The sequence below is a fragment of the Pseudomonas sp. efr-133-TYG-23 genome, assembly GCF_030209215.1.
Lineage (GTDB): Bacteria > Pseudomonadota > Gammaproteobacteria > Pseudomonadales > Pseudomonadaceae > Aquipseudomonas > Aquipseudomonas rhodesiae.
Window position 1 is genome coordinate 83,716 of sequence record NZ_JARVSL010000009.1, and the last position, 12,858, is coordinate 96,573.

Annotated in this window: 16 protein-coding genes; 8 read left to right on the top strand and 8 right to left on the bottom strand. The window is 61.2% G+C overall.

Annotation, left to right across the window (positions count from 1 at the left end):
• Positions 1-52: 52 nt before the first annotated feature.
• Positions 53-1,315: an NCS2 family permease gene (locus tag QRN41_RS05770; RefSeq protein ID WP_371263967.1), complete on the bottom strand. Its 1,263-nt coding sequence runs from the start codon at positions 1,313-1,315 to the stop codon at positions 53-55.
• A gap of 263 nt (positions 1,316-1,578) precedes the next feature.
• The gene (locus tag QRN41_RS05775; protein WP_034114667.1) at positions 1,579-2,013 is read right to left on the bottom strand and encodes a MarR family winged helix-turn-helix transcriptional regulator; all 435 of its coding nucleotides are present in this window, start codon (positions 2,011-2,013) and stop codon (positions 1,579-1,581) included.
• Positions 2,014-2,094: 81 nt separating this feature from the next.
• Here QRN41_RS05775 and QRN41_RS05780 point away from each other — a divergent pair, with 81 nt between their 5' ends.
• A complete protein-coding gene (locus tag QRN41_RS05780; protein WP_285421306.1) occupies positions 2,095-3,261 on the top strand; it encodes an aminotransferase-like domain-containing protein in 1,167 nt (388 codons plus the stop codon).
• A gap of 10 nt (positions 3,262-3,271) precedes the next feature.
• Positions 3,272-3,874 (top strand): glutathione S-transferase family protein, encoded by a 603-nt coding sequence (locus QRN41_RS05785; RefSeq protein ID WP_034099363.1) that lies wholly within the window; start codon positions 3,272-3,274, stop codon positions 3,872-3,874.
• A gap of 9 nt (positions 3,875-3,883) precedes the next feature.
• Here the strand turns inward: QRN41_RS05785 and QRN41_RS05790 are convergent, their stop codons facing one another.
• Entirely contained in the window at positions 3,884-4,780 is an 897-nt protein-coding gene (locus QRN41_RS05790; protein WP_167418074.1) for a LysR family transcriptional regulator, read from the bottom strand.
• Between the two features lie 114 nt (positions 4,781-4,894).
• Between QRN41_RS05790 and QRN41_RS05795 the strand changes: the two genes are divergently transcribed.
• The 3 genes from QRN41_RS05795 to QRN41_RS05805 are packed head-to-tail and all read left to right on the top strand — an operon-like array spanning position 4,895 to position 7,837.
• The gene (locus QRN41_RS05795; protein WP_034099360.1) at positions 4,895-6,187 is read left to right on the top strand and encodes a CitMHS family transporter; all 1,293 of its coding nucleotides are present in this window, start codon (positions 4,895-4,897) and stop codon (positions 6,185-6,187) included.
• Between the two features lies 1 nt (position 6,188).
• Complete coding sequence (locus QRN41_RS05800) at positions 6,189-7,514, top strand: acyclic terpene utilization AtuA family protein (RefSeq protein ID WP_285421307.1); 1,326 nt, start codon at positions 6,189-6,191, stop codon at positions 7,512-7,514.
• On the top strand, positions 7,511-7,837 hold the full coding sequence (locus QRN41_RS05805; RefSeq protein WP_034099357.1) for an AtuA-related protein: 327 nt from the start codon (positions 7,511-7,513) through the stop codon (positions 7,835-7,837). The genes QRN41_RS05800 and QRN41_RS05805 overlap by 4 nt, the downstream gene beginning before the upstream one ends.
• Positions 7,838-7,842: 5 nt before the next feature.
• Here QRN41_RS05805 and QRN41_RS05810 read toward each other — a convergent pair whose 3' ends face one another.
• On the bottom strand, positions 7,843-8,214 hold the full coding sequence (locus tag QRN41_RS05810; RefSeq protein ID WP_034114659.1) for a glutathione S-transferase N-terminal domain-containing protein: 372 nt from the start codon (positions 8,212-8,214) through the stop codon (positions 7,843-7,845).
• Between the two features lie 102 nt (positions 8,215-8,316).
• Entirely contained in the window at positions 8,317-8,862 is a 546-nt protein-coding gene (gene folE, locus QRN41_RS05815; protein WP_003175229.1) for a GTP cyclohydrolase I FolE, read from the bottom strand.
• Positions 8,863-9,127: 265 nt separating this feature from the next.
• On the opposite strand from folE, the gene QRN41_RS05820 reads away from it, so the two are divergent.
• Both QRN41_RS05820 and QRN41_RS05825 read left to right on the top strand, forming a co-directional pair.
• Positions 9,128-9,772, top strand: a complete 645-nt coding sequence (locus QRN41_RS05820; RefSeq protein WP_285421308.1) for a zeta toxin family protein — start codon at positions 9,128-9,130, stop codon at positions 9,770-9,772.
• Positions 9,769-9,954, top strand: a complete 186-nt coding sequence (locus QRN41_RS05825; protein ID WP_213632275.1) for a hypothetical protein — start codon at positions 9,769-9,771, stop codon at positions 9,952-9,954. Before QRN41_RS05820 ends, QRN41_RS05825 begins: the two co-directional genes overlap by 4 nt.
• Before the next feature lie 57 nt (positions 9,955-10,011).
• Here QRN41_RS05825 and QRN41_RS05830 read toward each other — a convergent pair whose 3' ends face one another.
• From QRN41_RS05830 to QRN41_RS05840, 3 genes are all read right to left on the bottom strand, one after another.
• Complete coding sequence (locus QRN41_RS05830) at positions 10,012-10,569, bottom strand: Smr/MutS family protein (protein ID WP_034114655.1); 558 nt, start codon at positions 10,567-10,569, stop codon at positions 10,012-10,014.
• A gap of 74 nt (positions 10,570-10,643) precedes the next feature.
• A complete protein-coding gene (locus tag QRN41_RS05835) occupies positions 10,644-10,964 on the bottom strand; it encodes a hypothetical protein (protein ID WP_034099345.1) in 321 nt (106 codons plus the stop codon).
• A gap of 136 nt (positions 10,965-11,100) precedes the next feature.
• Positions 11,101-11,691, bottom strand: coding sequence for a cysteine hydrolase family protein (locus QRN41_RS05840; RefSeq protein WP_034138793.1), 591 nt, complete (start codon positions 11,689-11,691; stop codon positions 11,101-11,103).
• A 239-nt stretch (positions 11,692-11,930) separates the two neighbouring features.
• On the opposite strand from QRN41_RS05840, the gene prmB reads away from it, so the two are divergent.
• Entirely contained in the window at positions 11,931-12,839 is a 909-nt protein-coding gene (gene prmB, locus QRN41_RS05845) for a 50S ribosomal protein L3 N(5)-glutamine methyltransferase (RefSeq protein ID WP_167418071.1), read from the top strand.
• Positions 12,840-12,858: the final 19 nt, after the last annotated feature.

A 12,858-nucleotide genomic window follows, 5' to 3' on the forward strand; every position in this document is an offset into this window, starting at 1 on the left:
TTCATGCAAAAGCCCCACCCGAAGGTGAGGCGGTTATCGCCGTTTGCCTGGGTTACAGGAAAACGAATTTGGCGATGAAAATTGCGCACAGCACCCACAGGCTGATGGATATTTCACGGTATTTGCCGGTGCCGGCCTTGAGTGCCACATACGTGATAAAGCCCAGGGCGATACCGTCGGCCACAGAAAACGTCAGCGGCATCATGATCGCCGTGACAATCGCCGGAATGCTGTCGGTGGCTTCGTCCCAGTTGATATGGGCCATGCTCGCCATCATCAGCATCGCGACATAGATCAGCGCGCCGGCGGTGGCGTAGGCCGGAATCATGCCGGCCAGTGGCGCAAAAAACATCGCCGCCACAAACAGCACGCCCACGGTCACGGCGGTCAATCCGGTGCGCCCACCGGCGGCCACGCCGGCAGCGCTTTCCACGTAACTGGTCACCGGCGGCACACCGACCATGGCCCCAAACACGCTGGAGGCGCTGTCGGCCTTGAGGGCGCGGGACAGGTTATCGATCTTGCCATCGGCATTCACCAGCCCGGCCCGTTGCGCGACGCCCATCAAGGTGCCGGCGGTGTCGAACATGTGCACAAACAGAAAGGCGAACACCACGCTGATCATGCTGACGTTGAACACGCCTTTGACGTCCATCGCCATCCAGGTCGGCGCCAGGCTCGGCGGGGTGGACAGGATGCCGTTGTAATGCACCAGGCCCAGGCCCCAACCGGCCAGGGTCACGGCAATGATGCTGATCAGAATCGCGCCGAACACGCGGTGGTAGCTGAGGATCGCAATCAGCAAAAAGCACACCGCCGCCAGCAGGGGTGCCGGCTCGTGCAGCGACCCGAGCTTGATCAGGGTGGCCGGGCTGTCGACGATGATGCCGGCGGTTTTCAGGCCGATCACCCCAAGAAACAGACCGACACCGGCGCCCATGGCATGCCGCAGGCTGACCGGGATGCTGTTGAGCAGCCACTCGCGGATGCGCGACAGCGTCAGCAGCATAAACAGCACCCCGGAGATAAACACCGCACCCAGGGCGGTCTCCCAGTGATAGCCCATGGTGCCGACCACGGTGTAGGTGAAAAACGCATTCAAACCCATGCCCGGTGCCAGGCCCACCGGCCAGTTGGCGTACAGGCCCATCAGCAGGCAACCGAGGGCGGCGGCGATGCAGGTGGCGACAAAGGCCGCACCGTGATCGATGCCGGCATCGGCCATGATGTTGGGGTTGACGAAGATGATGTAGGCCATGGTGATAAAGGTGGTGAGGCCGGCGATCAGCTCGGTCTTCACTGTGGTGCCATGCATGCGCAGTTTGAACAGACGTTCCAGCCAACCGCCTTGGGAGGCGGGTGACAGGTCCAGCGTAGGGGCTTCGGATTTGCGGCTATCCACAGCGAGTACTCCTCAAGCATTTTATTGTTATGGCCAGCGCAGGGCGCTGTGAGGTTACTGGCGGGTTTTGTTGACTAATAGGTCAGGAACTCGCACGAAGCGAATTATGCTTTTGTATACAAAGAAAGCAAATAATGTTTTCCATTTTGTGTGCGAAAGGAATGAAAGGCAAACCTCTAGTTTTTCGCGCTCAGCGCCATATTCACCGCCAGCCAGCCTTTCACCGCCTCTTCACCGGCTTCACTGAAGGCGCGCTGCAGCAACTTCACCTGCTCGCGGCGCAGGGATTGTTCGAACCGTCGACCGTCTTCGCTGAGCTCCAGCAGGCGTTTGCGCTTATCGGTCTGCGACGCCACGCTGCTCACCAAGTGCATTTCCTGCAGTTGGCGCAACGGCATGTTCAGCGCCTGCTTGCTCACCCCCAGCAATGCGAGCAACTGCGTCACGCTCAGGGCCGGGTAGCGGGCGATAAAAAATACAATGCGCTGATGTACCCGGCTCAGGCCGCGACGTTCGAGCATTTCATCGGCCTTGGCGGTGAACGCCTGGTAGCCGAAGAAAAACGCTTCCATGGCTTGCTGCTGGCTGTTTGGGTTTTTAAGGTCAAGCATGTTGACGTATCCAGGTGAGCTGTCGTAATTTCGGTCAACCAGTTTGACGTATTTCCTACAGTCTTCGCCAGCGGTGACCTTATGGCCTTCTCCGAACGTGTTACGCGCCTTAAAAGCTCCTTGATCCGTGAAATCCTCGCCGCGGCGCAGCGCCCGGAAGTGATGTCGTTCGCTGGCGGGCTGCCGGCCGAAAGCATGCTGCCGGCGTTGAAGTGGGATGACATGCCATTGAACATCGGCCAATACGGCATGAGCGAAGGCGAGCCGCAGTTGCGGGAATTGCTGGCGGCCGAAGCGCGCGCCCTGGGCGTGCCGTGCCAGGCCAGCCAGGTGCTGGTGGTCAGCGGGTCCCAGCAGACCCTGGACCTGGCGGCCAAGCTGTATATCGATCAAGGCACGCCCATCCTGCTCGAAGGCCCGACCTACCTGGCCGCGTTGCAGATCTTCCAGCTGTTCGGCGCCGATTGCCTCACTGTGCCCCTGGAGGACGACGGCCCCGACCTGGCCGCGTTGCGCGCCAAGCTTGAGCGTCATCGCCCGGCGTTCATCTACTTGATCCCCACCTTCCAGAACCCGTCGGCGGTGCGCTATAGCGAGGCCAAGCGCGACGCTGTCGCCACGTTGCTCGACGAATTCGGCGTGACCCTGATCGAAGACGAACCCTACCGCGAACTGACCTTCGACGGCGCCAGCGCGCGGCCCATCGTCAGCCGCCTGCACAAGGCCAGTTGGATCTACACCGGCACCGTGTCCAAAACCCTGCTGCCGGGCCTGCGCGTCGGTTACCTGATTGCCAGCCCCGACCTGTTCCCGCACCTGCTCAAGCTTAAGCAATCGGCGGATCTGCACACCAATCGCGTGGGCCAGTGGCAGGCGATGCAGTGGATCGGCACGCCAAATTATCAGCAGCACCTGGCTGAACTGCGCCGTTTTTACCGCGAGCGCCGCGATGGGTTTCAGGCCGCACTGGAACGGCATTTCAGCGAACTCGCCGACTGGCAGGTGCCCCAGGGCGGATTATTCTTCTGGCTGACCTTGAAACAGCCGCTCGATACCCGCACTTTGTTGGCGCCCGCGCTCGCTCAGAACGTCGCCTTTATGCCCGGCGAACCGTTCTTTTCCGAGCCGGACCAGCACCTGGGCTCACTGCGGCTCAATTTCAGCCATATCGACCCGTCCCGCCTGGACGAAGGTCTGATGCGTCTGGCCGCCGTGATCCGTCAAGCACAGCACGCGCAAGCGGCATAAGGGGAACCCCATGTACAAGGTTTATGGCGATTACCGCTCGGGCAACTGCTACAAGGTCAAACTGATGCTCAACCTGCTGGGCATCCCGTATGAATGGGTGAATGTCGACATCCTCAACGGCGACACCCAGACCGCCGAATTCCTGGCCAAGAACCCCAACGGCAAAATCCCGGTGCTGGAACTGGAAGACGGCACCTGCCTGTGGGAATCCAACGCGATCCTCAACTTCCTCGCCGACGGCAGTGAGTTTCTGCCCACCGAGCCGCGCTTGCGCACCCAGGTGCTGCAATGGCAGTTCTTCGAGCAGTACAGCCACGAGCCTTACATCGCCGTGGCGCGGTTTATCCAGTACTACCTGAACATGCCGGAAGATCGCTTGGAGGAATACAAAACCACCCATAAGGGCGGCTACAAGGCGCTGCGGGTGATGGAACGCCAACTGCAAGCCACGCCATATCTGGTGGGCGAGCAGTATTCGATTGCCGATATCGCGCTGTATGCCTACACCCATGTGGCCCACGAAGGCGGCTTCGATCTGGCGCCGTACCCGGCGGTGCAGGCCTGGCTGGCACGGGTGGCCAGTCATCCCAAGCATGTGGCGATGCTGGACTGATCACTCCATTCAGTTCGATGAGGTGTCAGATAACTCATCGCTCAGCAGGTCGAAACAGCGCTGCGCCGCCGGGCTCAGCGTTGTGCCGCTGCGACTGATCAGGCCGATCTCCCGGCTTACCCCGGGATGATCGATGGCGATCCGCTGTAACCCCTCCAAACTATCTGCCGCCGATTCCGGCAACACACTGATCCCCAATCCCTGACGCACCAAGGCCAGCACCGTCGACATGTAGTTAGCCTCCATGCCGGCCGTCATGCTCAGCCGCGTCTGGTCGAACAGCGCGTCCACCTGCTCGCGCACACTGCTGTCACGGCCGGTGAGGATGATCGGCTGGTCCGCCAGTTGCTCCAGGGACAAGCGTGGCAAAGCCGCGAAGGGATGATCCAGCGGCACAAACGCACACAGGCGGTCATTGAGCACCGGCACGAAATCCAGGCCATGGCTTAAGCGCGCCCGCACGCCGATGCCAAAGTCCACGTCGCCGGCGCGCACCTGGGCATGAATGCGATGGGCCACCACGTCGTGCAGACGCACGTCGATCCCGGCAAAGCGCTCGCGGAACAGACGCAGCGCCGGGGGCAGGCTACCGGCGCACACCGAGGGCAGGGCGGCAATGGTGACCACGCCCCGGCGCAACGCGGCGAGGTCGCGCGAGCCGGTGACAATGTTATCCAGGTCCAGCAACAGTTTTTCCATCGGGCCGCGAGCTTCCTGCCCGGCGGGGGTGAGGCTGACGTGGCGCGGGCTGCGGTCGAGCAGGGCGATGCCCAGCCACTCTTCCAATTGCTGCACTTGCACGGTGAGCGCCGACGGCGAGAGGTTCAGTTCGCTGGCGGCCTTGGTAAAGCTGCCGGTGCGCGCGACGGTGAGAAACGCTTGGATATGCTGGATCGAATTTTTCATCGTTTTGTTTTTCCGAACATGCCGGGCTGAATATTCCAATTTACAAAGACTACCGCGCTTCCAATACTCCGTGGAAAACAATAACCGGCCAGCAAAGGCCGCTCTGGAGTCCCCATGCTCGCTACCCTGGGTGTCATTACCATCCTGTGCCTGCTCATTGCCGTCATGAGCAAACGCCTCTCGCCACTGGTGGCTTTGATCGCTTTGCCGATCATCGCCGCGCTGCTCGGCGGGTTCGGCCTGCAAACCAGTGCCTTTATCATCACCGGCATCAAGAACGTCGCGCCTGTTGTGGGGATGTTCGTATTCGCCATCCTGTTTTTCGGGATCATGACCGACGCAGGCATGCTCGACCCCATCATTGACCGCATCCTGCGCACGGTGGGCACGCGCCCTACACGGATTGTCGTCGGCACCGCGACCCTCGCGCTGCTGGTGCACCTGGACGGCTCCGGTGCGGTGACCTTCCTGGTGACGGTGCCGGCGATGTTGCCGCTCTATACGCGGCTGGGCATCGACAAACGCATCCTCGCGTGTGTGTGCGCCATGGCCGCCGGGGTCAACTTTTTGCCGTGGACCGGCCCGGTACTGCGCTCTTCGGCCGCGCTGCATGTGCCGGTGGCGGACTTGTTCCAACCGCTGATTCCCGTGCAGATCGTGGGGCTGATCTTTGTGTTCGCCTGCGCCTGGTGGCTGGGCCGGCGCGAAGAAAAACGTCTGGGCCTGGGCGCCGGTTCGACGGTAGACGCCGTGCCGCAACGCGTACTCAGCGAGGACGACCTCAAGCTGCGGCGCCCACGGCTGTTCTGGCTCAACCTGATCCTGACCGTGCTGGTGATGGTGGTGATGATTGCCGGTTGGGTCGACCCGGTGGTGATGTTCATGCTCGGCACCGTCGTGGCGCTGTGCATCAATTACCCGAACGTGGACGCCCAGCGTGCGCGCATCGACGCCCATGCGAAAACCGCCTTGACCATGGCCAGTATCCTGCTCGCCGCCGGGGTGTTCACCGGCATCATGCAGGGCACCGGCATGCTCAAGGCCATCGCCGAAGTGGCGGTGGCGCAGATTCCGGCGGGCCACGGCAAGCTGATCCCGGCGGTGGTGGGCTTCATATCCATGCCCCTGAGCATGCTGTTCGACCCCGATTCCTACTATTTCGGCGTGATGCCGGTGATCGCCGAAGTCGGCAAGGCCCTCGGCGTGGACCCCCTGCAAGTGGCCCAGGCCTCGCTGCTGGGCGTGCACACCACCGGTTTCCCGGTCAGCCCGCTGACCCCGGCGACCTTCCTGTTGGTGGGCCTGTGCAAGATCGAACTGGCCGATCACCAGCGCTTCACCATTCCGTTTCTGTTTGCCGCGTCAGTGTTGATGACCCTGACCGCGTTGCTTTTGGGAGTGATCTGACATGAACACCTTGCGCATCGGTTCCGGCGCCGGCTATTCCGGCGACCGCATTGAACCGGCCGTGGAACTGGCCGAGCACGGCGACTTGGATTACCTGGTTTTTGAATGCCTGGCCGAACGCACCATCGCCCTGGCCCAACAAGCACGCATCAGCGATCCCCAGGGCGGCTACGACCCGCTGCTGGGCGAGCGCATGCGCCGGGTGCTGCCGTTTGTCGGCGCGCAGCCGGGGCGCCGGCGTTTGCGGGTGATCACCAATATGGGCGCGGCCAACCCGCTGTCGGCGGCCGAACACGTACGGCGCATCGCCGATGAACTGGGCCTGGACCTCAACGTTGTGGCGGTGGTCGGCGACGACGTATTGCCGCTGCTACGCCCCGAGCAGGTGCTGGATAACGGCCAGACCCTTGCCTCACTCGGCGCGCGAGTCATCTCGGCGAACGCCTACCTGGGTGTCGATGGGATCCTTGAGGCCCTGCGCGCCGAGGCCGATGTGGTGATCACCGGGCGTGTGGCCGACCCGTCGTTGTTCCTTGCGCCGCAGATGTTTGAATTCGGCTGGGCCGCGGACGATTGGCCGCGCCTGGGCCGGGGCACCCTGGTGGGGCACTTGCTCGAATGTGCAGGACAGGTCAGCGGCGGCTATTTCGCCGATCCGGGGTTCAAGGACGTGGAGGATTTGGCGCGGCTCGGCTTCCCGTTGGCCGAGATCGATGCAGAGGGCAGCGCGGTGATTACCAAGGTCGCGGGTTCCGGTGGGCGGGTCAGCCGCGCCACTTGCACCGAGCAATTGATCTATGAGGTGCATGACCCGGCGGCCTATCTCACCCCCGACGTGATTGCGGACTTTTCCAAGGTGAGCTTTGTCGACGAGGGTGTGGATCGCGTTCGGGCCCAAGGCGCCGATGGCCGTGGGCGTCCGTCGCAGTTGAAGGTCAGCGTGGGCTATCTGGATGGCTGGATCGGGGAAGGGCAGATGTCCTACGGCGGCCCCGGCGCTGTCGCACGGGCGCAGTTGGCGCGGGATGTGGTGCTCAAGCGTCTTGAATTGATGGGAGTGAAGATGCAGGACGTACGCGCCGAATTGATCGGTATCGACTCGCTGCACGGTCCGCGCAATAGCGTGGAGCCCTGGGAAGTGCGGCTGCGCGTCGCCGCCCGCTGTGAAGAGCGTAGCGACGCCGTGCGCATCGGCAACGAGGTGGAAACCCTGTACACCAACGGCCCGTCCGGCGGCGGCGGTGCCAGCAAAAGCCTACGCCAGGTGGTGGCGGTAGCGTCGTTGCTGCTGCCCCGTGACGCGGTCAACCCGAGGATTCAGGCATGAAACTGCACACACTGGCCCATTCCCGTACCGGCGATAAGGGCGATACGTCGAATATCTCGATCATTGCCTACCGCGCCGAGGATTACCCAAGGCTGTGCGAACAGCTCACCGCCGAACGGGTCGCCGAGTTTTTCGCCGGGTTGCTCGGCCCAGGCGCGGCACCGGTGCGGCGCTATGAACTGCCCCATGTGCACGCGCTGAATTTCGTGCTGCCGGGGATACTGCGCGGCGGCGTGACCCGCTCGCTGGCCCTGGATGCCCATGGCAAGTGTCTGGGCTCGGCGCTGCTGGATCTGGAACTCACCCCGGCAAAGGGGCGGTAAGTCTGTCAGACGGCGGCGAAGCGCTTATCCAGGTAATCGATGATCACCTTGGAGTCGTACATCCAGGTGGTCTGGCCGTTTTCTTCGATACGCAGGCACGGCACCTTGATCTTGCCGCCTTGCTCCAGCAGGGTCTGACGGTCCTGCTCATTGTTCTTCGCGTCCTTCAGCGCTACCGGCACATTCAGGCGATGCAGAGTGCGGCGGGTCTTCACGCAGAACGGGCAGGCGTGGAACTGATACAGGGTCAGGCCCTTGGCCGCTTCGTTGACCTGTGCCTGTTGCTCGGCGGGGCGCTGCTTTTTACGGGGACGGGTCAGTAAATCGCCCGCGATGATGACGTGGCCGAGGCCCACTCGAAGTGCTTTGACGAACATGGCTGAAACCTCTTGCCCAACACAGAAGGGGCCGCAGCTTACCTGATTTGTGCAGGCGAAAAAAAACCGGCGATGAACGCCGGTCTTTTCCTACGCAGCCGCTTACTTGATCAGACTGAGAAATTCGCTGCGGGTGGCTGCGTTTTCGCGGAATTCACCGAGCATCACCGAAGTGATCATCGACGAATTCTGCTTCTCCACGCCGCGCATCATCATGCACATGTGCTTAGCCTCGATCACCACCGCCACACCCAATGCGCCGGTCACCTGCAGCACGGCATCGGCAATCTGGCGGCTGAGGTTTTCCTGGATCTGCAGGCGACGCGCATACATATCGACGATCCGCGCCACTTTGGACAGGCCCAACACCTTGCCGCTCGGGATATAGGCCACATGGGCCTTGCCGATGAACGGCAGCAGGTGGTGTTCGCACAGCGAGTACAACTCGATGTCCTTGACCAGCACCATTTCGCTGTTGTCGGAACTGAACAAGGCACCGTTGGTGACTTCTTCGAGCGTCTGTTCATAACCGCGGCAAAGGTATTGCATCGCCTTGGCGGCACGCTTGGGCGTGTCGAGCAGGCCCTCGCGGGAAACGTCCTCGCCGAGTTGGCCGAGGATCGCGGTGTAATTCTGTTCCAGTGTCACAGGACTGTTTCCGTATGGGTTTCAGGACGGTACGGTGTATGCCTGTACCAAGATGGAGCGCTGCGCCGTATGCAGCGGCAGCAGTTAATGTGGCGCACATAGTAGCCTAGGTACGCGGACAGTTGTATTCCTGGGCGATGTCAGTGCTAGAGTCGACCTCCGTTCAGAGGCAGGAACTGATGACCTTGCAGGATCGTAGTGTTTCCGAGCGTGCGCTGATCTTGCCAAGGCAAATCGCACGCGTATCGCGCGTGAGTTGGCCTGCTTGACTAAATATCCGGGTGAACGCTGCCCAGTGTCGGTATTTATGGCCGGCTCTCCGGGGGCGGGGAAGACAGAAGTCTCTAAATCCTTTATTCGCTTGATGGAGGATGGCGGGACTAGCGCATTGCGAATAGACCCCGATGATTTTCGGGTTTATTTTCCTGAATACAACGGAGCGAACTCCAGCCTGTTTCAACGTGGCGTAACTTTGATCGTCGAACGGACCATAGACTTGGTTTATCAGCAGAACCAGTCCTTCTTGTTGGACGGGACGTTGGCGAATTTCGCAGTGGCTCGTAAGAACATTCAGCGCGCGCTGGATAAGGAAAACAGGTCTGCACAAATCATTTATGTTTATCAAAAACCTGAGCTTGCCTGGGAGTTTGTGCTGGCACGGGAGGCGGTAGAAGGTCGAAACATTCCGTGTAAGGAGTTCATCCGTCAATTTTATGCCTCAAAGACGACAGTGTGCGGATTGAAGCGAGAGTTTCTGGGACATCTGCAAGTCGATGTTCTTATTAAAGATACCGATGGAGGCGAGGCGGAAATTGGCATCGATCTATCGGCCGAGGAAATTGACGAACTGGTCAGGCAGCCCTTCCATCCAGACCAACTTGAGCAAATTTTGACCGGAGTAGCCTTATGAAAGGTGAAGTCACAGAAGTCATAGGGACGTCTTCAACCACGATGTCGGATTTTTTTCGAAGTGGTTCGGTGGAGGAAAGGCGTGCGGTATACCGTTGTGTCGCCAATGCTGCGATAACTCTGCAAAAAGAAATGATCTTGCAGGCGAGGGAGAAGAAAGCAAGAGAGCTTTTCGGCAGTTGAACCTCTGAGAGGCTCCTTTAAAGCCCAGCTAATCCGCTGGGCTTTTTGTTGAATTACCTACTCGTCACGCCCTTCCATCATGGTCCGCTTGAGCATCACATACACCGCCCCCGCGCCGCCGTGGCGGGCCTGGCAGGAGGTGAAGCCGAGTACTTGTGTGTGCTGACGCAGCCAGGTGTTGACGTGGCTCTTGATCATTGGCCGCTTACCGTCGAGCCGCACGGCTTTGCCATGGGTAACGCGCACGCAGCGGATTTCGAACTTGGTGGCTTCGGCGAGGAAGGCCCATAGGGTTTCCCGGGCTTTTTCCACGGTCATGCCGTGCAGGTCAAGGCTGCCTTCGAAAGGGATCTGGCCGGCCTTGAGCTTGCGCATCTGGCTTTCCTGCACGCCGTCGCGGGCCCACATCAGCTCGTCTTCGGGGCCGACGTCGATGACGAACTGGTCCGACAGGCCATCCACGGTGGTGGCGTCGGTGCGCACGGTCGCGGCCTGGCGCAGTTTGGCGATCTGCGCGCGATCGGTCTTGGGCTTACCGGTGTCGGCACGGTCATGCTTGATCGGCTTGACGCCGCGCAGCTCGTTTTTGAACAGGGAAAAATCGTCGTCTTGCATGTCAGCCTCCGCGAAGGGCGGGCAGTTTACCTAAATCGCGGCGGCCGGGCGCAGGAAACGCTATCCAAGCGCCACTAGTCGTGCTTCTTCATCAGGTGTGAGGCAATGTTCAACGACAGCGGCTGCCGCATGCGGCGTCGGCTGCGGCGCCACAACCACACACCCAACCACAGCACCAGCAGGCCAATGCCCAACAGCAAGGCAGAACCGCCCGGGCTGGCATTCAATTCGCCCAGGGCCGGCGAATGGCCAAACAGACCAGCGCCACCGGCGCCCGCCAACAGCACACCTACAATCGCCAGCAGCGCGGCAATGCCGGCCACCAAGCGCAGACGCCAATTGCTCGGGCCCTTGGGGCGCAAGCGACGAGCGTCAAAACCATCGGATATCTTCATCCCGACCTTTCCTCCAGGGTATCGGCCCTTCGACCGGAAGATACCCGGCTTGTTCCGGGGGCAGGGGTAAATGCGCCAAATGAAAGGGCTTAGCGGATGAGCGGGGCAATAAACCCGCCGCTCATCCCGGCGGCGATCAGATCAGATCTTTGGTCAAAGCGAGGGTGGCGAAGTTGTCGGCCATGATGGCCATTTCGGTTTGCTGCACCTGCTCGGCGCTCAGCACGCCGCCTTTGTACGGCAGGTCGCGGGTGGCGCAGGCGTCTTCCACCAGGGTGCAGCGAAAGCCCAGGTTCTTGGCGGCGCGCACCGTGGTGCTGACGCTGGAGTGGCTCATGAACCCGCAGACGATCAGATCCAGGGAACCCAGGTTCTGCAGGCAGTCGAGCAGTTCGGTGCCGTGGAACGCGCTGGGCAGCAGCTTGCCGATAATGGTTTCGTCAGCGATAGGTTCCAGGCCCGGGATGAATTCACCGCGCTCACCTTGTGGGTCGAACAGGCCGCCCACGGTGCCCAGGTGGCGCACATGCACGATAGGGCGCCCGGCTTCGCGCGCCGCCGCGAACAATTGCTTGATATTGGCCACGGCCGCGTCCATGCCCGAGAGGGCGAGCGGGCCGCTGAGGTATTCCTTCTGGGCGTCGATGATCACAAGGGTCGCATGGCTGAGATTGGCAGCTGCGTAACCACGACCGCTGAGTTGAAACATCGTCTTTGGAACGGACATTCTGGGGCTCCTGTGAGGGGGGCGTTTGCGACATTGTCCACTGGCTGAGCGCTTCTGTGAATCGCTACGATCGTAAGGTACGCCGTTGCTGGCGTGCAGCGATGTCAAGAGGTGGGCGTGTTGGGCGCAATACTGGCAATTTGGATGAAAACCGACGTACGGCACCGGGTTTTTCGTACATCGTCGGTACAGGCGAAGGCTGTTAGAATCGCCAGTCGTTTTTTCCAGGAGTCTGCCCCGTGATCACTTCCCGCCTGCGCACCTTGCGCGACCATATCCGTTGGGCTGTCAGCCGTTTCCATGGGGAAGAGCTGTTTTTCGGGCATGGCACCGACAATGCCTGGGACGAAGCCCGCCAGTTGGTACTCGGCGCCTTGCACCTGCCTTGGGAAATGGCCGACAGCTACCTGGACTGCAACCTCGAAGAAGAGGAAATCTCCCACGTACAGCGCCTGCTGCATCGTCGCATCCATGAACGCGTGCCCACCGCTTACCTGCTGGGTGAGGCGTGGTTCTGCGGCATGTCGTTTATCGTCGATGAACGCGTGCTGATCCCGCGCTCACCGATTGGCGAACTGATCGAAAACCGCTTCGAACCCTGGCTGGCCCAACCGCCGGCGCGCATTCTCGACCTGTGCACCGGCTCCGGGTGCATCGGCATCGCCTGCGCTTACGAATTCCAGGACGCCGAAGTGGTGTTGGGGGATCTGTCCTTTGAAGCCCTGGAAGTGGCCAACCAGAACATCGAGCGTCATGGCGTCGACGAGCGCGTGTACACCGTGCAGGGCGACGGCTTCGACGGCCTGCCGGGCCAGCGGTTCGACCTGATCGTCTCCAACCCGCCGTATGTGGACGCCGAGGATTTTGCCGACATGCCGGACGAGTACCAGCACGAACCGGAGCTGGGCCTGGCCTGTGGCGACGACGGCCTGAACCTGGTGCGACGCATGTTGGCCGAAGCGGCGGACCACCTTACGGAGAAAGGCCTGTTGATTGTCGAGGTCGGTAACAGCCAGGTTCACGTCGAAACGTTGTACCCGGAGGTGGATTTCGCCTGGCTGGAGTTCCAGCGTGGCGGGCACGGTGTGTTTATGTTGACCGCCGAACAGTGCCGCACCCATCAAGCGGTGTTCGCCGCCAAGGTGTAACGGCGGGACCACCGTTAAA

Excerpts from the sequence above, each read along its gene's own strand:
- QRN41_RS05770 (WP_371263967.1), bottom strand. The coding sequence starts at position 1,315 with ATGCATGGCACCACAGTGAAGACCGAGCTGATCGCCGGCCTCACCACC.
- QRN41_RS05775 (WP_034114667.1), bottom strand. The coding sequence starts at position 2,013 with ATGCTTGACCTTAAAAACCCAAACAGCCAGCAGCAAGCCATGGAAGCG.
- QRN41_RS05780 (WP_285421306.1), top strand. The coding sequence starts at position 2,095 with ATGGCCTTCTCCGAACGTGTTACGCGCCTTAAAAGCTCCTTGATCCGT.
- QRN41_RS05785 (WP_034099363.1), top strand. The coding sequence starts at position 3,272 with ATGTACAAGGTTTATGGCGATTACCGCTCGGGCAACTGCTACAAGGTC.
- QRN41_RS05790 (WP_167418074.1), bottom strand. The coding sequence starts at position 4,780 with ATGAAAAATTCGATCCAGCATATCCAAGCGTTTCTCACCGTCGCGCGC.
- QRN41_RS05795 (WP_034099360.1), top strand. The coding sequence starts at position 4,895 with ATGCTCGCTACCCTGGGTGTCATTACCATCCTGTGCCTGCTCATTGCC.
- QRN41_RS05800 (WP_285421307.1), top strand. The coding sequence starts at position 6,189 with ATGAACACCTTGCGCATCGGTTCCGGCGCCGGCTATTCCGGCGACCGC.
- QRN41_RS05805 (WP_034099357.1), top strand. The coding sequence starts at position 7,511 with ATGAAACTGCACACACTGGCCCATTCCCGTACCGGCGATAAGGGCGAT.
- QRN41_RS05810 (WP_034114659.1), bottom strand. The coding sequence starts at position 8,214 with ATGTTCGTCAAAGCACTTCGAGTGGGCCTCGGCCACGTCATCATCGCG.
- QRN41_RS05825 (WP_213632275.1), top strand. The coding sequence starts at position 9,769 with ATGAAAGGTGAAGTCACAGAAGTCATAGGGACGTCTTCAACCACGATG.
- QRN41_RS05830 (WP_034114655.1), bottom strand. The coding sequence starts at position 10,569 with ATGCAAGACGACGATTTTTCCCTGTTCAAAAACGAGCTGCGCGGCGTC.
- QRN41_RS05835 (WP_034099345.1), bottom strand. The coding sequence starts at position 10,964 with ATGAAGATATCCGATGGTTTTGACGCTCGTCGCTTGCGCCCCAAGGGC.
- QRN41_RS05840 (WP_034138793.1), bottom strand. The coding sequence starts at position 11,691 with ATGTCCGTTCCAAAGACGATGTTTCAACTCAGCGGTCGTGGTTACGCA.